General features: G+C 41.7%; 20 protein-coding genes and 5 tRNA genes. 3 read left to right on the top strand and 22 right to left on the bottom strand.

The genetic code is table 11. The features are described 5' to 3' along the window. From CVT00_RS01080 to CVT00_RS01070, 3 genes are read left to right on the top strand one after another with little or no spacing between them, the layout of a single operon-like run. Complete coding sequence (locus CVT00_RS01080; RefSeq protein ID WP_103644917.1) at positions 1-240, top strand: hypothetical protein; 240 nt, start codon at positions 1-3, stop codon at positions 238-240. Continuing rightward, positions 233-706, top strand: a complete 474-nt coding sequence (gene ssb / locus CVT00_RS01075; RefSeq protein WP_107915611.1) for a single-stranded DNA-binding protein — start codon at positions 233-235, stop codon at positions 704-706. Before CVT00_RS01080 ends, ssb begins: the two co-directional genes overlap by 8 nt. A gap of 10 nt (positions 707-716) precedes the next feature. Next, on the top strand, positions 717-1,409 hold the full coding sequence (locus CVT00_RS01070) for an antA/AntB antirepressor family protein (protein ID WP_159071279.1): 693 nt from the start codon (positions 717-719) through the stop codon (positions 1,407-1,409). A 38-nt stretch (positions 1,410-1,447) separates the two neighbouring features. Here the strand turns inward: CVT00_RS01070 and CVT00_RS01065 are convergent, their stop codons facing one another. The 22 genes from CVT00_RS01065 to CVT00_RS00960 form a co-directional block, all read right to left on the bottom strand. Beyond that, complete coding sequence (locus CVT00_RS01065) at positions 1,448-2,635, bottom strand: tyrosine-type recombinase/integrase (protein ID WP_107915607.1); 1,188 nt, start codon at positions 2,633-2,635, stop codon at positions 1,448-1,450. 188 nt (positions 2,636-2,823) lie between these two features. Then, positions 2,824-2,899: transfer RNA gene (locus CVT00_RS01060), tRNA-Lys, on the bottom strand. A gap of 123 nt (positions 2,900-3,022) precedes the next feature. Beyond that, positions 3,023-3,099 (bottom strand) — tRNA-Asp (locus CVT00_RS01055). Between the two features lie 12 nt (positions 3,100-3,111). Beyond that, a tRNA-Val gene (locus CVT00_RS01050) sits at positions 3,112-3,187 on the bottom strand. 17 nt (positions 3,188-3,204) lie between these two features. Continuing rightward, positions 3,205-3,280, bottom strand: a tRNA-Glu gene (locus CVT00_RS01045). A 15-nt stretch (positions 3,281-3,295) separates the two neighbouring features. Then, positions 3,296-3,371, bottom strand: a tRNA-Lys gene (locus tag CVT00_RS01040). A 182-nt stretch (positions 3,372-3,553) separates the two neighbouring features. Beyond that, the gene (locus CVT00_RS01035) at positions 3,554-4,282 is read right to left on the bottom strand and encodes a HEAT repeat domain-containing protein (protein ID WP_107915113.1); all 729 of its coding nucleotides are present in this window, start codon (positions 4,280-4,282) and stop codon (positions 3,554-3,556) included. 6 nt (positions 4,283-4,288) lie between these two features. Continuing rightward, positions 4,289-6,658 carry a tetratricopeptide repeat protein gene (locus tag CVT00_RS01030; RefSeq protein ID WP_107915117.1) on the bottom strand — a complete coding sequence of 790 codons (2,370 nt, stop codon included), beginning with the start codon at positions 6,656-6,658 and terminating at the stop codon, positions 4,289-4,291. 22 nt (positions 6,659-6,680) lie between these two features. After that, the gene (gene nuoN / locus CVT00_RS01025; RefSeq protein WP_103645794.1) at positions 6,681-8,171 is read right to left on the bottom strand and encodes an NADH-quinone oxidoreductase subunit NuoN; all 1,491 of its coding nucleotides are present in this window, start codon (positions 8,169-8,171) and stop codon (positions 6,681-6,683) included. Then, entirely contained in the window at positions 8,168-9,679 is a 1,512-nt protein-coding gene (locus CVT00_RS01020; RefSeq protein ID WP_107915111.1) for an NADH-quinone oxidoreductase subunit M, read from the bottom strand. The genes nuoN and CVT00_RS01020 overlap by 4 nt, the downstream gene beginning before the upstream one ends. Further along, positions 9,679-11,517 carry an NADH-quinone oxidoreductase subunit L gene (nuoL, locus tag CVT00_RS01015; protein WP_107915109.1) on the bottom strand — a complete coding sequence of 613 codons (1,839 nt, stop codon included), beginning with the start codon at positions 11,515-11,517 and terminating at the stop codon, positions 9,679-9,681. The genes CVT00_RS01020 and nuoL overlap by 1 nt, the downstream gene beginning before the upstream one ends. 3 nt (positions 11,518-11,520) lie before the next feature. Beyond that, positions 11,521-11,823 (bottom strand): NADH-quinone oxidoreductase subunit NuoK, encoded by a 303-nt coding sequence (gene nuoK / locus CVT00_RS01010; protein WP_004317991.1) that lies wholly within the window; start codon positions 11,821-11,823, stop codon positions 11,521-11,523. Beyond that, entirely contained in the window at positions 11,820-12,359 is a 540-nt protein-coding gene (locus CVT00_RS01005; RefSeq protein WP_107915107.1) for an NADH-quinone oxidoreductase subunit J, read from the bottom strand. The genes nuoK and CVT00_RS01005 overlap by 4 nt, the downstream gene beginning before the upstream one ends. Beyond that, positions 12,352-12,990, bottom strand: a complete 639-nt coding sequence (nuoI, locus tag CVT00_RS01000; RefSeq protein WP_103558219.1) for an NADH-quinone oxidoreductase subunit NuoI — start codon at positions 12,988-12,990, stop codon at positions 12,352-12,354. Before nuoI ends, CVT00_RS01005 begins: the two co-directional genes overlap by 8 nt. Positions 12,991-12,998: 8 nt before the next feature. Next, positions 12,999-13,994: an NADH-quinone oxidoreductase subunit NuoH gene (gene nuoH / locus CVT00_RS00995; RefSeq protein ID WP_107915105.1), complete on the bottom strand. Its 996-nt coding sequence runs from the start codon at positions 13,992-13,994 to the stop codon at positions 12,999-13,001. Further along, complete coding sequence (locus CVT00_RS00990) at positions 13,987-16,287, bottom strand: NADH-quinone oxidoreductase subunit G (protein WP_107915103.1); 2,301 nt, start codon at positions 16,285-16,287, stop codon at positions 13,987-13,989. The genes nuoH and CVT00_RS00990 overlap by 8 nt, the downstream gene beginning before the upstream one ends. Beyond that, a complete protein-coding gene (locus CVT00_RS00985) occupies positions 16,284-16,994 on the bottom strand; it encodes a hypothetical protein (protein WP_103558222.1) in 711 nt (236 codons plus the stop codon). Before CVT00_RS00985 ends, CVT00_RS00990 begins: the two co-directional genes overlap by 4 nt. After that, positions 16,991-17,221, bottom strand: a complete 231-nt coding sequence (locus CVT00_RS00980) for an NADH-ubiquinone oxidoreductase subunit E family protein (protein WP_021086350.1) — start codon at positions 17,219-17,221, stop codon at positions 16,991-16,993. The genes CVT00_RS00985 and CVT00_RS00980 overlap by 4 nt, the downstream gene beginning before the upstream one ends. Further along, positions 17,218-18,447, bottom strand: coding sequence for an NADH dehydrogenase (quinone) subunit D (gene nuoD, locus CVT00_RS00975; RefSeq protein WP_103558223.1), 1,230 nt, complete (start codon positions 18,445-18,447; stop codon positions 17,218-17,220). Before nuoD ends, CVT00_RS00980 begins: the two co-directional genes overlap by 4 nt. Then, positions 18,444-19,208: an NADH-quinone oxidoreductase subunit C gene (locus CVT00_RS00970; RefSeq protein ID WP_103558224.1), complete on the bottom strand. Its 765-nt coding sequence runs from the start codon at positions 19,206-19,208 to the stop codon at positions 18,444-18,446. The genes nuoD and CVT00_RS00970 overlap by 4 nt, the downstream gene beginning before the upstream one ends. After that, positions 19,205-19,717 carry a NuoB/complex I 20 kDa subunit family protein gene (locus CVT00_RS00965; protein ID WP_012001120.1) on the bottom strand — a complete coding sequence of 171 codons (513 nt, stop codon included), beginning with the start codon at positions 19,715-19,717 and terminating at the stop codon, positions 19,205-19,207. The genes CVT00_RS00970 and CVT00_RS00965 overlap by 4 nt, the downstream gene beginning before the upstream one ends. Beyond that, a complete protein-coding gene (locus CVT00_RS00960) occupies positions 19,699-20,088 on the bottom strand; it encodes an NAD(P)H-quinone oxidoreductase subunit 3 (protein ID WP_012001119.1) in 390 nt (129 codons plus the stop codon). The genes CVT00_RS00965 and CVT00_RS00960 overlap by 19 nt, the downstream gene beginning before the upstream one ends. Positions 20,089-20,099: the final 11 nt, after the last annotated feature.

The raw sequence follows: 20,099 nt of genomic DNA, 5'->3' as shown, positions 1-20,099 counted from the left end.
ATGACTTTTGATGATGCGGTCGCGCTATTTCACTCACGCGACAAAATAGATCGCAAGCTAGACGTTAGGACATTGCGCCCTAAAAATGAAGTGATAGCAGAATTTAATAAGAAGCTTGATGAGTACTGGCAAAGCGTACTTGACACGAGATTAAAAGATAAATTCGCAGGCAAAGAGACGTTAGTGCTACAAATTTTAAAAGGGGTTAATTTAAACGAGATAGGGGCAAAAAATGTTTAACAAAGTAGTAATAGTTGGCAATTTAACAAGAGATATTGAGCTTAGATACACTCCAAGCGGTGCAGCGATAGGCAAAAGTGCGATCGCCGCTACCCATAAATTTGCTATCAACGGAGAGAAAAAAGAGGATACTTGCTTCATTGATATTAGCTTTTTTGGTAAAGGCGCAGAGATTGCCAACCAATATCTGAGAAAAGGATCAAAACTTTTGATTGAAGGACGGCTTAAATTTGAGCAATGGACGGATCAAAACGGACAAAATCGCTCAAAGCACTCAATCGCCGTTGAGAGTATGGAGATGCTAGGTAGCAAAGACGGCGAGCCACAAAAAAGCAACGCATATCAAGTTAGCAGCACGTCACAGCAAAGCCAAGACGCGCAGCGCAAAAGCGTACCACAATATAATGACGTGCCAGATATAGATGTCGATTGTGTTGATTACGATAGCCAAGATATACCATTTTAAGAGGTGCAAAATGAATGAAATAATCACAATTAGCCAAGCAATGATAAACAATACTGAAGTAAATGCGGTAAATGCTAGAGACTTACACGAGGTTTTAGAAAGTGATACTAAATTTTCAGACTGGATCAAAAGGCGACTTGATGAGACGGATGCTATCTTGAACGCCGACTATATGATCGTTTCTCAAAAAAGAGAAACGATCACAGAGTACGGCAAAAAGGCGAGTATAATAACCGAGTATATTCTCACAACCGACATCGCGAAAGAGATAGCGATGATGGAGCGAAACGAAAAAGGCAAGCAAGTAAGGCGTTATTTTATCGAAGTTGAAAAGGCTTACAAAAGAGATAAGGTCACCGTTAGCCAACTCGACTATATGCAAATCCAACTAAACTACCTAAAAGAGCAGGATAGAAAGATCCACGAGCTAGAAAATAGGACGGATGAAATCCACAAAGAGCAGCTAAAAGCAAAGCACAATATCAACCGAATTTTAAACAACGATAACTATATGACGCTTATTGCCTACATGAATTTGTATGGTATCTCACAAAAAGGCTATCACATCCCAAGTTTAGGCAAAAAAGCTAAAAAGATGAGCGACGAGCAGGGCGCTTTTATGGGCGCGGTGATCGATCCGCGATATGGCAGAATAAACACTTATAGCGTCGAGATATTAAGGCAAATTTTTAACATTGCCTAAATTTAATGGGCGATTTTGTAGTCGCTCTTTGCAATAACTCAAAGACTATCTAGAAAATCCGCCCACCACTGCATAAGTTTACGCATTTGTGTCAAGTTGCCAGCGTGGTTATATGTATTTCTTATTTTGTTAGTGCCTTTGTGTGCGAGGCACTTTTCTATAATGTCAAAATTTAATCCATGTTCGTCAATATACTCGTTGCAAATAGTGCTAAACATAGCACGAAATCCATGCGATACTATCTCATCTTTACTAAACCCCATCCGCCTAAGCGCAACGTTAAGCGTATTTTCGCTCATATATCGATCCTCGCTTTGCAAGGCACTAAAAAGATAAATTTGGCCAAGTCTTAACCCTTGATACTCTCTTAATAAATTTACCGCCTGCTTTGATAGCGGCAACGTAAATTCATCTCTCATTTTCATATCGCCAGCAGGTATTTTTAAAGTCTCTCGATCAAAATCGATATACTCCCACCTCATCGATCTAATATTGAATGGACGCAAAGCCGTAAGTATTGCAAGTTTTAGGGCGTATTTTGTTCGCACGTCGCCGTTATATTCGTCACATCCCTGCCAAAGCGCCTTAATGTCCGCCTTTTTTGTTAGTGTCGCGTAGTTATTCTCTTTTGGTTTTTTAAATGTCAACTTATAGTTGACAGTTGCAATTATATTGTTTTGAGTGATGTTATACGCAGACTGCCAAATTTGATTTAAAAATGAGTATAGTCGCCTCGTACCATCAAGTAAACCTTTGCCCTCAACTCGTTTTAAAACATCTATCACATCATCTACACTTATATCTCTTATGTCTAAATTTTCAAAATAAGGGTATATGTGTGTTTCAAGCAGCCTAATATCCCTACTTAGCGTCTGCTTTGTTACACTTGCGGATTTTACCTCTAACCATTTTTGTGCGATCATTTTAAAATTTGCTCGCTCATCCTTTTTGGCTTTCGCTTTGATGTCAATGCCACCCCTTATTTTTTGCTCCATCTTAAATCGCTCTTCTCTCGCCATTGCAAGAGTATATCTAGGATAATCACCTAAATTTATACGTTTTATCTTTTGATCTATTGGACTTTTATATTCGAGTGCGAAATATTTGCGACCATCTGGATTGATAAAAATATATAGCCCTCTGCCATCACATTTTTTATAAATTTTGTCTGTAGGCTTTAGCGATCTTATCTCCATATCGCTTAGCGGTTTAGGTATCTTTGGCATTTTTTACGGAGCTCCTTTTATCATTTTTCTCTTACTCCGTAATTGTTCCGTAAAAAATAATTATTTGCAAGGATTTTTATATATATTATTATATGTTGTCGTATGTTTAACAATGTATGTAAAAGCCCTTTTTCTAGGTGCTTTTATATGCTCTTATATGTTTTTTGATTTTTTAAGATATGGGTTAGTGGTGCCCCGTGTAGGTCTCGAACCTACGACCCCATCATTAAGAGTGATATGCTCTACCAACTGAGCTAACGAGGCAAGATTAAGTATCAATAACAAATCATAAAGTGTTATCTTAGAACTTATAATCTTAAAATTTAATTTGATCACTCAAAAAACAAGAAAAATAGAATCAAGAACCTTAACCTAAGGTTTAGTAGATGGCGCAGCGGACGGGGCTCGAACCCGCGACCTCCGCCGTGACAGGGCGGCATTCTAACCAACTGAACTACCGCTGCACCTAAAAGTAATGGTGGTCGCTATAAGACTCGAACTTATGACATCCACCTTGTAAGGGTGGCGCTCTACCAACTGAGCTAAGCGACCTAAAAATTTAAAATATCTGGCGACCCTTAGAGGATTTGAACCTCTGTTCCTACACAGAGAAAGTAGAGTCCTGAGCCACTAGACGAAAGGGTCATAAACCCAAAAAAATGGTGTCCTGCGTTGGATTCGAACCAACGGCCCCCTCATTAAAAGTGAGATGCTCTACCGACTGAGCTAGCAAGACATGATTATTTAAAAAAGAATTGAGATTATACAAAAAACATTATTGTATGTCAAGAAAAATTAAATTTTAAATCAAATTAAAGCTATTTTGTCCGCTATTTCTAAGCAAAAAATATAAATTTATAGACTAAATTTTCTTAACCTTTAAACCATTTATTCAGATAAATTTTTTAAATTTGCATTCTAGCTCTTGCCTAAAAACCTTACTGCCATTTTTCTAGCTTTTTCTATCTTTTCAGTGTCTTGATCTTGGACTGCAATAGAAGATATCCGCTTTTTACCAAATAAATTTTGAGCTATCTCTATCATAACTGCGCAAGCGTATAGATCTTTTTCGCTAGAGATACCTTGCAAAAAAGCGGCTTTTGTTTTATCTCGCAAGATTGCTTGGCTAACCCTGTGAAAAGACATCTGCATAAGGCCAGCTGCCGCCCATGCCCTGCAAAGGCTATCCTTGCTTTCTAGTATCTCGCTTATTAAAATTTCTATTTGCTCTAACGTGCCAACCCAACCAAGCGCTATTATAAGCTTGCGGCGAAGGACATTTTCTACGCTTGTAAAAGAGAGGATATACGGGATAAGGCGGTCACAAAACGCCGCATAAAAGTCTCTATGCTTAGACTTAGAAAGGATTTGCGCTATAAGATAGATGGTTTCTATTTTTAGTTTTTGATCACCCTCCTTGGCTAAGCGCTCAAACAAAAACTCCAGCCCAGCGCCTCCATGCCTATCAAAACTACTCTCAAAATTTAGCTGCCCGCCCTCTTGCCACTCTTTGCAAATGAGCTCATAGTGATACGCTATCTCATCGCTAGCGCCTAAATTTGCGATAAATTTGATCCTTTTGCCGTCTAAGAAATTCTCTTTTTCTAGCTTTAGATACTCTTTTTCAAGATCATTTAAACTTAGCACTAAATTTTACTTTATCATCTCAAGTTTGGCTTTGCAGGCATCTTTGTAAGCACTTGTGAAATTTGAGCTAACGCACTCGTCCAAATAGACCTTAGCCAGCTTATACTGCTTTTGTCTGATGTAAATTTCACTTGCTAAATTTAGAGCATGCAAGCGGTCTTCTGGCTCAAGCTTCATATTTAGTATAAATTTCGCCTCATCAAGCGCCTCGTCAAGATTATCTGTCTTTAGTGAAGCCTCTGAGTAGTCAAAATTTAGCTTTGGCGAAAAGGTATTTATCTTGGCTCTGGTTTGTAGCTCAAGCGCCTTTTTAGCGTAGGTTGCAGCGATAGCGTAGTCGTTGCTTTTCATCGCATAGTCGCTTATAGCTGCGTATGCCTCGATGATCTTAAAGTCCTGTCCTCTTAGCTGCTCGATCGCACTGATCGTAGAGACCGCCTCAGTAAAGCGCTTTAGCGCAAGTAGCGAGTAAAATCTATCAAAAAGCGATGGCGTAGGGTCCGAGTACTCGACTGCTGAGCCAAGCGATAGCGCGTCATTTGCCGCAGTGATCGCATGCTCGTAGTCTTTATTTTTATATAAAATTTTGCTCAAATTTACCAGCCATTCGACTCTATCTTCTAAATTTTCATCCTTTACATGCGCCTTTGCAAGCTCTAGCGCCTCATTGTAACGCGCCGTTCTAAAGTAGCAGTTAAATAGCTTAAACTGCGGCAAATAGACCTTGCTCACATCGTAGTTTTCGAGTAAATTTACAACCGCTGTGCAGTCATCTTTGATGAAAAACTCTTTTGTTAGCTCAAGCGCAGCCTCATTTACAAGCTCCATTGCCCGGCTTAAATTTTCATCTTTTGCGAGGTTGTTATAAGCTAGCGCATCGGCAAATTTACGCTCTTTTAGATCAAGCTCAAGCTCGCTGATTAGCGCCTTTTGGCTGATATTTGTGCCAGCATATTTTTCGATGAGCTCTTTATATCTTGCGTGAAGTGCGGTGGCGTTTTTGTCGTCCTCTTCAAAAAATAGCCCATCCTTTGCCTTAGCGACCTCATCGATATAATCGCCATACTTAAACTCTTTTTCGTATCTGTTTAGATACTCATACGCCCTTTTTTCATCTTTGGTTTTGGCTAAATTTAGTGCTAAATTTTTTAGTGCTGCCTCGTAAAAATCCTTTGTCCTGTCGCTATTATTTACCAAAATTTCATAAATTTTAGCAGCTACGTCTGGCATATCTTTGCTGGCAAATGTATAGGCTAAATTCATCGATTTTGTCGGATCGTTCATGAAAAATTTCTCATTTGCATTTGCGATCTTTAGTACAAATTTCTTTGCCTCTTCAAATTTCTCTTTATCGATATTTGCGTCTGCTAGACTTAGTGCAGCTCTACTTGCAAGGTCAATGTCATTTGTTGAGTAGAGCACCTTTTCATAGTCGCTTAGCGCCTCTTTTTGCCTGCCTATTTTATATAGGTAGTCAGCATAATCAAGCGTGGCAAGCTTTGTAAATTTTGACTCTGCGTGCTCTTCGCTTAGTATGTCAAGCATATATTTTGCATCACTTGCGATGCTATCTTTTAGGTAAGCTCTGGCGATGAGATACAGCACCTCAGAGTAGTTCTCATCAGAAGGGAATTTCCTTATCCAAGCTCTGCCCTCGCTTACGATATCTTTTGGCTCGAGCCCCTCAAACTCGCTCTTTGTCTCAAAAATTTTATCAAGCGCTCTTAGCCTAAAAAGTAAAAACTCGCTTGAGAAAAGACTGGCTGGATGCCTTTTCATCGCTGTTTGTGTATCTTTTACCACGCTTTCATAAGCGCCTTTTTCGTAAGCTCTTTTTATATTTATATAGATGTCTATATCGTTGCTATCAAGCCCAGCAATAGGCGCTTTGTTAAGATCAAGAGCTCCTATGCTTGGACTTAGCATATCTCTAAAATCAGGCGAAAAATTTAGCCCAGATACTCTTTTGTTGTTTTCGCTTAGTGAAGTGTCGATGATGATGCTAAAGTGCTTTGAGATGGTCGTCTTTGGCGTGTCCTGCACGCTTGAACTGCTGTAAAGCTCGGTTTGAACGTTTAGCAGCTTTGAAGGTGCCTTTGGCATGATGACGATAAAGAGTTTGCCATCTTGCTTTTTATATTTTATATCCATTAAAGGCAGTGTCGTATCTTCGATCTTTGGCAAGATCCCATCATCGAGCATACAAACGTAGCGCTTTGTATCATAGGCTAAAATTTGCTCCACACATTCAAATTCTTTCTCGTCGCTTAGTTGAAGGACGCTATAAGGCTTATTTGCGTTTGCGCCGCTGTTTAGGCTAAGGCTAAAGGCGGATAGATAAAGCGGTAAAAATAAGATGGTTAAGAGCTTTTTCATGCCGCCATTATAGTTAAATTTTCTAAAATCCTGAAGCAAAGACAAAATGCTCGATAAATTCCAAAATCGCCCCAGAAAACAAAAAGGCAAAGACCGTGCCAGCAACGGCAACTCCAACGATCACCTTTAGCGCCATCGAGACGTTTGAGATGTAGATATTTTTATCTTTTACGATAGGCTCTTTTAAAAACATAAAGACGATGAGTTTTAGGTAGTAATAAATAGCAATCGCCGAGTTTATCATGATGATGAGGCTAAGCACGATATAATCAGACTTTATAAGCGATGAGATAAGCACCATCTTGCCCCAAAATACGCTAAAAGGCGGTATGCCAGCAAGTGCGATCATGAAAATTCCCATTATCACAGCGTAACTTGGCAAAATTTTAATAAGCCCTGAAAATTTCTCATACGGGTGTTTAAAGCGCTTGTCCCAACAGACGACGTCGTCGCACCTTGCGACCCAGAGCATAGAAAATGCACCCAAATTTGCAAACAAAAACATGATCCAGTAGAAAAACAAGGCGACATTTGCCTCGTGAGAATTTGCCACAAGCGCGCAAAGCACGACACCAGCGTGAGCTATCGAGCTAAAAGCGAGCATCCTTTTGACGTCTTTTTGCACTAGAGCCATGATGTTTGCAAGGCTCATCGTAAGCACGGCGATGATGTAGAGCATATCTTTTATCCATGAAATTCCAGAGCCCTCAAGCATTGCAAAAATTCTTAACGCGACGATAAATCCAGCCACCTTTGGCACGATAGACATATAGCCAGCTAGCGGGGCATTTGAACCCTCATAAACGTCTGGTATCCATGTGTGAAATGGTATGAGCGAGAGCTTAAAGCCAATGGCTGAAGCGATGAAAACGCAGCCGAGCAAGATGATTAAGTTTTGATTTAGGCTAAGATCTTTTATGACAACGCCTATGCGAGCGATGTCTATTGAGTTTGTTGCCAGATAAAACATCGCTATCGCCATCGCAAAAAAGCCAGCTGAGAGCGAACCCATCGCGAAGTATTTGATAGCAGCCTCGACGCTTTTTGCCTTGTTGTGAAGGGCGATTAGGGTGTAGAGGCAAAGCGAGCTGATCTCAAGGCCTAAAAAGATGATGAGTAGGTTGTTTGAGCTCACCATAAATAAAAATCCAGCGATCATAAACAAAAATAGCGCGTAATACTCGTAAATTTTATACTCAAAATACTCTTTTGTGCTAAGTGCCAGCGGGATGAAAAGTGCTGAGGCGATTAGGATAATGATCTGCGAGATGATAGAAATTCCATCTACTAAGAGCATGTCCCAAAAGCTTAGGCTAAGCCCGTTAAAATCAAGCGTAATGCCTAAATTTACAAATATAGCGATGATACAAAATACGCAGTAGAAATTCCTCGAAAGATCCTTTTTTATCGCTCCAACTATGAGGATAAAAAGTGCAAAAACCATCATGCTTAGCATCGGCGAGAGCGATTGTAGCGAGATCTCGTTTAGGTCTAAAAAGGCTATTTCGTTCATAGTTTGCTCCCGCCATTTAAAGATGAAATTTTATCCTTTGTGCCGTTATTTACAGCTCTAGTTTGCATTTTACTTATGATATTTTGCACACTTGGCTCAAGTGGTTTTAGTATCAAATTTGGTGCGATACCAAGAATGATTATGAGCAAACAAAGTGGCACAAGAGCGGCTAACTCTTTAAAATTTAGATCTTTTAGGCTTAAATTTTTCTCTTTGCACTCGCCAAAAAAGACCCTTTTATAAAGCACCAGCATATAAACTGCGCCCACGATTATACTAAAGCCACCAAGTAGCGCAAAGAGCTTGTTTAGCTTAAAGACGCCAATTAGGCTCAAAAACTCACCCACAAAGCCAATGGTTAGCGGCAAACCGATACTTGCAAGGGTCGCTATAAAAAATATGAGTGCGTATTTTGGCATTATCTTGGCAAGACCGCCAAATTCGCAAATTTCTTTAGTATGAGCCCTCTCGTAGATGACGCCAACTAGCAAGAACAAAGCGCCGCTTACGATACCGTGGCTTATCATTAAAAATATTGAGCCGTCAAGGCCTATTAAATTTAGTGAAAAGATACCAAGCATGATGACACCCATGTGTGAAATGGAGCTATAAGCGATCACTTGCTTCATGTCGCTTTGCGCGTAGGCAACAAGGGCTGCGTAGATGATCATGATGATGGCTATGGCACAGACAAAGCCGCTTAAAAGTAGGCTCGCATCTGGAAAAAGTGGTAGTGAAAATCTCACAAAGCCGTAAGTGCCCATCTTTAAAAGCACGCTAGCAAGCAGCACTGAGCCGATCGTTGGAGCCTGTCCGTGTGCGTAAGGTAGCCACGTGTGAAACGGAAATAACGGAGTTTTCACGCCAAAAGCGAAGAAAAATGCTAAAAATAGCCAAATTTGAGCATTTTGCCCGATACCAAGCTTGTACCAATCAAGCAGGTTAAAGCTAAATACGCCGCTTTTTTGGTAGCACAGATAGCCGATAAATATGATCGCCACTAGCATAAAGACAGAGCCTAAAAATGTGTAGATAAAAAATTTAATCGCAGCGTAAATTCTATTTTTACTGCCAAATGCGCCGATGATGTAAAGTAGCGGTATGAGACTAAGCTCCCAAAAGCTGTAAAACAAGATCATATCAAGCGCGCTAAAGACGCCCATCATCGTGCTCTCTAAAAATAGCACGCTAATAACCAGGTGTTTTAAATTTCCATCGTCACTAAGTGCGGCGATAGAGATGAAGCTCATAAATGCGCTAAGGACTATAAGCACAAGTGAGATGGTGTCAATGCCGACAAAGTAGCTGATATTTAGGCTTGGTATGAGTGAGACTTGATGCGTTAAAACAAAGTCATAACCCTGAAAATCGACATTTACGCAGATAAAAATGGCTAGCAAAAGCTCGATTAAAGCGATGCTTGCTCCATAAAATTTGATGCTTTTATTTTCTATCAAAAAACCAAGTATTGCGCTTATTGCTGGGAAAAATATGATGACACTTAGCATTATTTGGCTCCGTTTAATAAAAATATAAAGCTTAAAAGCAAGGCAAATCCTGCGACCATAAATCTAAGCATGACGCTTAGATCGCCACTTTGCATTTTGTTTGCAAGATACGCAAATTTAGTAACCAAAAGTGCGACAAAATCAACACTACGATCGACTATCATCTCATCAAATTTCTTACAAATTTTAGAGATAAAAGCGTAGCCATTTATAAAAAATTTCTCATAAAATTTTGGTATAAAGTAGGCATTTTGCAAAATTTTGTAAATTTTACTCTCGCAAATGCTCTCTTTAAAAATTTCTTTTTTATAAGCAAACACAGCAAAGCCAGCACTTGCAAGCACTAAAGCAAGCGTTAAAACGAGTAAGAAAATTTCACTACTGTGAGATAAATTTAGCTTAAAATCCCCAAGGCTGTTACTTAAAAACTCACTAAAGTTGCTCCAAAAAAAGCCGCTGATGACTGAGAGAACGCCAAGCAAGCTCATGCCAACAAGCATGTAGTTTTTGGCTTCATGTGCGTGCTCCTCGCTCTTTGGCCTTGCAAAAAAGACTAGCATGACAAGCCTAAAGCTATAAAATGCCGTAAGCACCGCACCAAATAGCAAGACGGCCCACAAAATTTGATTTTCACTAAAGGCGACCTCTAAAATTTTATCTTTAGAAAAAAAGCCAGCAAATGGATAAAAGCCAGCCAGCGCGCAGCTTGCGATGATAGAAAGAAGTGCAGTTGGCTTCATAAATTTATAAAGTCCGCCCATTTTTTTGATATTTAGCTCGTCATTCATCGCGTGCATAACGTTGCCAGCGCACAAAAAGAGCAAAGACTTGAAAAATGCGTGCGTGACAAGGTGAAAAAGTGCGATCTTGTAAGCGCCAAGACCAGCGGCTACAAACATATATCCAAGCTGCGAAAGCGTCGAGTAGGCGACTATCTTTTTAAGGTCGTTATGCACTAGCGCGATGCTAGCGGCAAATATCGCTACAAATGCGCCAAGGCAGGCTATAAAGTGCGATATTTCAGGCACGTTTGCAAAGATGAAATTTGCACGTATGACTAGATAGACGCCAGCTGTTACCATGGTCGCAGCGTGGATGAGGGCAGAAACCGGCGTTGGGCCCTCCATGGCGTTTGCAAGCCAAGTATGAAATGGAAACTGCGCGCTTTTACCCATAGCGCCTATAAAAAGAAGTGTGGCGATGATGCCTAAATTTAGCCCAGAAAGGTCGCTTCTAGCGTTAAAAACCTCGCTAAATTTAAGCGAGCCAAAGCTATAAAATATATAAAAAATGCCAACAAGCATGGCTAGGTCAGCCACTCTGTTCATCACAAAGGCTTCGTTTGCAGCGATGTTTGCGCTAGGCCTTTTATACCAAAAACCAATGAGCAACCACGAGCAAAGCCCAACGCCCTCCCAGCCGATAAATAGCCCTATGAAGTTATCGCTTGATACAAGGACATTCATGCAAAAGACAAAGAGCCCAAGGTAGCTAAAAAAGCGGTTAAAACTCGCGTCATCTCTCATGTAGCCAATGGAGTAGATATGCACGATGCTAGCGACTACGCCCACGGTGCTAAGCATCACAAGGCTAATCGCGTCAAGGTAGAAGCTAAAGCTAAGATCAAGCGAGCCAAAATTTATAAACTCTTTTAGGGTTAAATTTAAAGGCTCATCTACGCTAAGGCTAGCCGTTAGCATAAGCGAAGCTGTGGCGCTAGCGATCATGAGAAGCGAGCAAAAAAGACCGATAAATAAATTCTTACTGCTATGCGAAAAGATGCCAGCTATGATGAAGCTAAGAAGCGGGAAAAATAGCGAAATACAAAATAAAATCATCTCTTAGCCTTTCATATTTGTCATCGAATCTAAACTGATGCTACCAGTCTTTTTATACCAAAGCACGAGCAGTCCAAGCCCCACAGCGACCTCGCTAGCAGCGATGGCTACTATAAAAAATGCGATGATCTGCCCAGTTAGGTCAAAGTAGTATTTCGAGATAGCTGCAAGCGCGATGTTTGCTGAGTTTAGTAAAATTTCGCTTGAGAAAAATAGCATTATCAAATTTCTTCTTCTCATTATGCCAACTAGCCCTATGACAAAGACTAGGCTTGCTAGGATGAGGTAGTGAGTAAGGCCTATCATAGCATCTCCTCAAGGCTGCTTTGCGCGTTCATATCTTTATGTATCAAGATGATGCCAGCTACCATCGCCACAAGCAGCATGATGGCGCACATCTCAAAGGCTAGCAGATACTTGCTAAAGAGCAAAATTCCAACCGCTTCAATGTTGCCAAGGCTAGCGAGGGTAGAATTTACCACCTCTTGCTTTGCGCCATAGATCGGCGCTAAAAAGATAAATATCAAAAGAAGCGCTATGAAGCTACTTAGAAGATAGATGATGATCTTTGCTTTTTTATTACCACTTTTTGGCTCGCACTCCTTACTGGTGTCAAAAAACATCATCGCAAATGCGTATAAAACGACCACCGCGCCTGTATAGACTATGATCTGCACCACGCCTAAAAACTCAGCCCCAAGCAAGAAAAATATAGCCGAAATAAAAGCCATGCCAGCAGCTAGCGCAGAGACCGCATTTAGAGCGTTTTTGCAAAGCACGCTAAAAGAAAAACTAACTAATATAAGGGCGCTAAAAAGATAAAATGCAAAGCTCTCATACATCGCTTGACCCTTTTAAATTTATATCCATTGTTTCTGCCTTATCTTCATTTGTAAGCGCATTTGGCGTCTTTTTCACCAAGCTATCAGCATTTTTAGGTAGTGCGCCATAGCCCTCAAACTCGGTTTGATCTTTTAAAAATTTATCATCTGTTAAAAACTCAGCCTTTGTGCCAAAGAGGATTTTGTTTTCACTTGCGACCTCGTACTCTTGCCCGCAGACGATAGCAAGCTCAGGGCAGACATCAGCGCAAAATCCGCAATAAACACACCTGCTTAAATTTATCGTGTAGCTTGCGACCTTTTTGCGGCCATCTTCACCAAGAGAAGTCTTCATCGAGATGCAGTTGCTAACGCAAATTTTCTCGCATAATCCACAGCCTATGCAGCGCTCATTTTCGCTTTCAACAAATTTTAAAAGCCTATGAATTCCCCTATATCTGGCGTTTAGCTGCATCTTTTGCATAGGGTATTTTAGAGTGTGCGACTTGCTAAATAGCATCTGTTTTAGCGTGATCTTTAGCCCCACCAAAAGATCAAGCTTAAAAGTAGCGGCGATGAAGTGCTTAAATTTATCAAATGCCCCTTTTGGCTCTATCTTTTCGTCTATCAAAATATATCTTTTCTCGCTCATTTTACGCCTTAGATAAGTAGTGCAAAGCCGGTGATTACGACATTTAAGATGCCAAGCGGAAGTAAAATTTTCCAGCAAAGCATACTAAGCTGATCGACCCTTAGATGTGGCCACGACGCCCTCGTCCAAAGGAAAAAGAAAAAGACTAGGCTTGATTTTAAGATGATCATCAAAGCACCAGGGATAAATAAAAACTCGTTAAAACCGCCTAAAAATAGAAGCGTGATGATGATGCTTGCTGCGATCATGTTGGTGTATTCGCCGATAAAAAACATCGCCCATCTCATGCCGCTATACTCGGTGCCGTAGCCTGCTACGATCTCGGTCTCGTTTTCTGTTAGGCAAAACGGCGTTCTGTTGCACTCCACAAAGCTTGCCATTACAAAAAGCACAAAGGCAAGTGGCTGCTTGAAGATGAGCCAGTTAAATATGCCTTTTTGATAGTTGTTTATATCAACTAGCGAGAGCGAGCTAGTCACCATGACAACGCTTAAAAGTGCCATGCCAGCGACCACTTCGAAGCTAAGAAGCGCCACGACTGCGCGAGCAGCGCTGATTAGTGCAAATTTATTGTAGCTTGCAAGACCTGCTGCAAGTGGCGAAAAGACGCAAACTGCTGCCACGCCAGCGATATATAAAATGCCCACGTTTATATCTGCAAGTATCGGTCTAATCGTATGCCCAAAAACCTCAAACTCAGGCAAAAATGGCACAGGCGCAAGCGCTGCAAATGCTGCGATAGCAGAGATTAAAGGCGCTATTAGAAAGATAAATTTATTTGCATTTGCAGGCACGATATCCTCTTTTGTAAAGAGCTTTATCATGTCAGCCACGATCTGCAGCACGCCAGCAGGCCCCACCATATCAGGTCCCACGCGGCGCTGCATGTATGCAAGCACCTTTCTTTCAGCGTAGGTCGCAAGCCCTGCGAGGCTAGCCATGACGGCCAAGATGACGACTGCTTTAACAATAGTTGTTATCACAAAAAATAGCATTTCACTCATTCTCTGCCTTTATTATTTTTACGCTAGCAAAACTCTTGCCCTCAAAAATGGCGCCTACATCAAGCTTATCATCGTAGTCGCCAAGATAGGCTGCCACGCCTCCTAGCTCACTATCAAGCTCCACGCAAATGGCAAGCTTTTGCCCATTTTTTTCTAAAATGATCGCTTCGTTTTGTGAAATTTCAAATTTAGCCATAAACTCGCTACTTGCGTAAAGTTTCGCGCGTTTAGCAGTCCCGCTGGCATAGTTTGCAAAAAACGATGGCAAATTTATAGGATTTGCAAGGCTTATTAGCGCTTCGTCATCTTTTAAATTTAGCTCATTTTTCTCTTTAAAAAGTGGCTCTATGTCCTCTTTTGGCGTGAAATTTGAGATTTCAAGCCTGTAGCCTCTGTGACTTGTGCCGTCGTTTGCGTAAAAATTTTCTAAATCATCAAATTTAACGCCCCTGTAGCCCTTCTCTTTTGGTAGCTGCGCTGTGTAATCAATCGTGTTTTTAGCCACCAGCCCAAGTGCGTTTGCGATGTCGTTTAAGAAGTAGCCACCATGTGTCAAAGCCGCATTTGTCGGCACCACTTCGTTATTTATGCTTGTAAGTGTGCCCTCTTGCTGATTTAGCGCACCAGCGTCAAGATCACCCTCAAAAATGCTAAATTTAAACTCGCCCATTTCGTTATATCCTAGCGTCTTGCCGGGCTTTTTCTCGCGTGAAAGCGTGCAAATTTTAGCCACGCCAAGCGAGTTAGTTCTAGGTGGTATGAGCATCACATGAAAGGGTGTAGTTCTTGCGATCACTCCAGCAAGGGCTGCAAGTAAATTTGCATTTTCATGAGCGTAAAAGTCACTACCCAAAATGAGCGTAAATTTAGCCTTGCCCTCGCTCAAAGTGGCTACTTCTAAGCCAAAGTTTTCATCAAATTTTTCAACTCTTGCCTGAAGTACTGCTGGTAAATTTACGCCCCAGTTTTTAAGCACAAAGAGTAAAATTTGCTCCAATTTGCCAGCCTCATAACTCACACAGGCGAAATTCTTTGAAAATTTCTTCACAACCTCATCAGCGATGTGATGAAAGTAAATTCCAGCCGCTTTATTCATCTTAAGGGCATTGTTTAGCTTATAGCTAGTTACTGGGCTCTCATGGCGCAAGAAGCTACCAGCAGAGATGATAAAGTCGCTATTTTTTAGGCTCTCATAGTCTGCGTTATACGAGCTAAGGCCGCTAAATTCGCTAAAAATATTTAAGAAATTTTGAAATTTAAAAGCCTCATCGTTTAGTAAATTTAGATCAAATTTCTCTCTCAAGCGCTCCAAAATAAGTGCCTCTTCGTTTGTTATGAAGCTATTAAATTTTATATTTTTTATGTTGCCGTTTTTAAAATTTAAGACTAGCTCATTAAATTTCACCTCATTTTTACGCGCTTTTTCGTTGTGAAAGTCGTAGCCAAACCTTGCTGCACCACTTATCTCGCCAAAGTGAAAATCGTTGCTAACGCGGTAAATTTGCTTGCTTCTATCGCTAGTGCTTTTTTCTTTTATGTCATAAAAAATGAGCTCGCAGTCGCTTTGGTGCGGATTTGCCGCTGGGACGCGGCTTAGCTCCCAGACATTTGAGCTATACTGAAAATTTGAGCTAACAAGCGCTCCAACAGGGCAGACGCTGATGCACTCGCCACAAAATGAGCAGTCCAAATTTTCGCCCGCACTTGGGCCAATTAGGCTCTTTTGCATCTTGCTAAAGACGGCATAGGCATCTTTAGGCATGCTCTCTTTTAGCTCTTTTGGCACTTCAACGCCCCTTGGCACCGTTTTTAGCGCGCTCTCGCCGATCTTATCTTTGCAAACCGTCACGCACCTCTCGCAAACCACGCAAAGGGCTGGGTCGTAGTTTATGAGCCCCCATTTTTTGTGCGGTTTATGCGTGTCCTCTATGGCAAAACTTTGCTCATTTATACGCAGATGCGCCGTTAAATTTTGCAATTCACACTCGCCGCTTTTATCACAAACACCGCATTGAAGGGGGTGATTGACGCAGTAGGTCTGCATGATCGCATTTCGCTCAGCAGCGATCTCTGGCGTATTTGTGTAAATTTGCATATCCTCTTTGGCTTTGGCATTGCAGCTATAGACCACTTTGCCGTTTGCTTCGACCATGCAAAGCCTGCAAGCAAGCGTTGGCGAACAGCCGCTAAGGTAGCAAAGCGCAGGGATGTAGATGCCATTTGCCCTTGCGATATTTAGGATGCTCTCGCCCTCGTTTGCCTCTAAAATTTGATCGTTTATGGTGATTTTCATTTGCTAACTACTACTTGTTTAAATGCATATCCATCAAAATTTTTTGCGCCAAGCAGGGCAACCGTGCCTTTTAGCGCTCGATCAAGCCTAAATTTAGCGCTCACATTAAAGTCTTTTGCCTTTAAATTTAATGTTTCGCCATCCTTTGCCTTTGCCACGATGCCAAACTGCACGCCGCCCACGATCTCATCGCTTGCGTTTTTGTTTAGATAGACGACCGCTCCGTCAAAATTATCAAGCTCTCTTAGTTCGCCAACTTCGCCGCCTACTGCAAATTCTCTCACTTCGCCGCCTGCTAAGACGACATTTTTACCTAAAATTTCAAGAAGCCAAAAGATCGCATCTTTATCTGGATGAGTAAAAAAGGAGTCATCAATGATCACGTTTTTAACGTCCTTTATCCACTCACCAAGCTCTTCAAACTCCTCTTCGCCCACGTTGCACTCGCCACTTATCAGCCCATCATCAAGCTCGTCAAAAAAGTCATTTTGCGCCAAATTTGCATACTTGCAAAGAAGCGCTAAGACGTAGCTTATCGATCCTATCTCGCAGCGGATCAAATTTTCGCCACCAAGCTCGTTATCTTCGAAGCATGAGATGTATTTAAACTCGTGCTCTTTTATCTTTTTTGCTAAATTTTTGTCGCTCAAACTTAGTAAATTTGCGATACTTAGGCTCTTGCCTGCTATTAGATCATTAAATTTCATATCTTGCCCTTTTTTATCGTTAATGCCCAATCAACTTGGTTAAATTTAAGCGAGTTCATCACCTCGCAGTTTAGGTTATAAGCCAAATTTACGGCCTTCTCTACACCGCTGTAATCACCTATCTCAAACAAAAATATCACAACTTCGTCTGGCTCGCTAGCCTTTATCTGCTGCCCAAGAGCGCTCAAAAACTCGCCCTTTAGATGCCTAAGATCGACTCTTCTCATCTATCAACCTCGCCTAAGATGATATTTGTGCTGCCAATTATCGCGGCCACATCTGCCACATACTGCCCAACTAGCATATCTTCATAAATAGCGCAGTGCCAAAAGCTTGGCGTGCGAATTTTTAGGCGATACGGGCTTGCGCTGCCGTCTGAGTTTATATAAATTCCAAGCTCACCCTTTGGCGACTCACTAGCAAAGTAAATTTCGCCCTTTGGTGGCTTTAGCCCCTGAGTTATCAGCACAAAATGCTGCATCAAAGAGTAGTTTTGGCTCATTATCTGCTCTTTTGAAGCACTCACATACTCTGGCACGTCGGCGATGATGGCAGGGCTACTTGTATGATACTTGCTAACGCACTGCTTTAAAATTTTCACGCACTCGCGCATCTCTTTCATATAAAGCAGATATCTCGCGTAGCAGTCGCCCTTGGTGGCGTAAGGCACGTCAAATTCTAGCTCGTCATAGATGAGATATGGCTCTTCTTTTCTGATGTCGCGCGCGATGCCACTTGCTCTTAGCATGACGCCAGAGCAGCCGCTACTAAGGGCTAGCTCCTTGCTAACTACGCCCACATCTATTAGCCTTGCTTGCCAAATTCTATTTTCACTTAGCAGATCTTCGTAAAGCGTGATGTCGCTTGGAAATTTCTCGCAAAATTTAAGTAGCTCCTCGCACCAGCCATCAGGCAGATCAAGTGGCACGCCACCGATCCTTATGGAGCTATGAGTTAGCCTTGCGCCGCAGTATTTTTCTATGAGATCAAGGATGTATTCGCGCTCTCTAAATGCGTATAAAAAGACGCTCATTGCCCCTACATCAAGGGCGTGCGTAGCTAAAAATAAAAGGTGCGAGCTGATGCGGTTTAGCTCCAAAAGCATCACTCTAATGATCTGCGCACGGCGAGGCACTTCTATGGCGCAAAGCTTCTCCACAGCCGCGCAAAATGCGTAGTTATTCGCACTTGAGGCGATGTAATCGACCCTGTCAGTCACTGGGATAAATTCCTGATAGGTCATATTTTCAGCCATCTTTTCAACGCCTCGGTGCATAAAGCCAACCTCTGGCATAGCGCGCACAACCTTTTCTCCGTCAAGCTCAAGCACAAGCTTTAGCTGGCCATGAGCACTTGGGTGTTGTGGGCCAAAATTTAGTATCATCTTGCCGTCATTTTGCTCAAATTCTAAATTTTCAAAAAATGGTTTTAAGCGGTTTGGTGCCTGGCTCAAGGTCTTTCCTTTACTATCTGGCTTTGGTTAAATTTAGCCTTTTTGACAAATCTCACGCCGCCTTCTTCTTGATACTCGTACTCTTCATTTTCGTCAAACACTCTTGAAAAGCCAAAGGTATCTTTCTCGTTCACAAAGGCTGGGTCGCGGTTCTCTTCGCCGATCTGCTCTCTAAACTCACGCCCAAAAATTTTATCCACCTCGTACCATTTAGCAGCCTCGTCGCCAACTAGTGGATAGCTCTTTAAAAGCGGGTGCGAGTGCCAGTCATCAGGCATTATAAGACGCTTTAAATTTGGATGATCTTTGATTAAAACGCCGCTTAGATCATACATCTCACGCTCTGCCCAGTTTGCGCTTTTATAAAGCTCACAGACGCTTTTTAGCATTTCGTCCTTTTTGACAAAGCACTTTACGCGTGTGCGCCTATTTTTACTAACACTTAGAAGCTGATAAAATACCTCATATCCACCTTTTTGCGCTATATAATCAACCGCCGCAAGCTCACAAAGCTGCTCGTAGCCAAAGTTTTTTAACGTTTCAAGCGCTTTAAAATTTTCACTAGAATTTACGTAGAGAACAAGTTGGTCAAACTCCACATAGCTAGATAAAATTTGCACTCCGCTTTGCTCTAAAATAGCTAGCTCTTCATCAAATTTAGAACCACTTGCCACTTCTTTTGGCGTCTGCTTGGCGATATAAAATTTCTCGCTGTAATACTGCTTTTTTTGCAGGTCGTTTTTTGGCTTATACTCTCTCATATTTCAAGCTTTCTTGGTTTTTGCGCCCTAAATGCGCTCTGTTTTCTTATCTTTTTTTGAAGCATCATAAGTGCGTACTGAAGCGTCTCTGGGCGCGGGGCACAGCCTGGGATATAGATATCGACGGGTATTATGCGGTCTACGCCTTGAACGGTTGAGTAGGTGTTAAACATGCCGCCAGTGTTTGCGCAGCTACCCATCGAGATGACCCACTTTGGCTCAGGCATCTGGTCGTAAAGCCGCCTTGTAAATTCAGCGTGCTTTTTAGTTAGCGTGCCAGCTATGATCATCACCTCAGAGTGCCTTGGACTAGCGCGAAAAATGGTGCCAAATCTATCAAAATCATATCTGCTAGCGCCACTTGCCATCATCTCGATCGCACAGCATGCAAGCCCGTAGCTAAGCGCCCAAAGCGAGTTACTCCTACCCCACTGCACGAGCTTATCAACGGTTGTTAAAACTACTGGCAGACCGCCATTTGCAGCGTAGTTTATCTGATGCTTTGCCATTTAAAGACTCCTTTTTGCCAAGCGTAGGCAAAGCCGATGAGTAAGATCGCCACAAAAAGTAGCATCTCGATGAGCCCAAATAGCCCAAGCAGCCTAAAATCCACCGCCCACGGATACATAAAAATGACCTCAACGTCAAATAAAATAAATAAAATTCCATAAAAAAAGTAGTGGATATTTATCTTATTTGGCTGTTTTACGGTTGTCGGTCCGCACTCGTAAAAGCCAACTTTTAAACGCTCAGTGTTGCGGTTGGCTAGCTTTTTGCTTATCTTTGAAGATAAAAATGTTATCAGACTAAATGAACAAGTAGCTAACAAAAGTATGATAAAAGCGCCAAGATATGTGCTGTCAAGCTCTGAGTGTGACATACTTCACCTTT

Source organism: Campylobacter concisus, assembly GCF_003048675.2.
GTDB classification, from domain to species: Bacteria; Campylobacterota; Campylobacteria; order Campylobacterales; family Campylobacteraceae; genus Campylobacter_A; species Campylobacter_A concisus_F.
The sequence above is the reverse complement of the archived record's forward strand: the minus strand, read 5'-3'. Positions and strand labels throughout refer to the sequence as shown.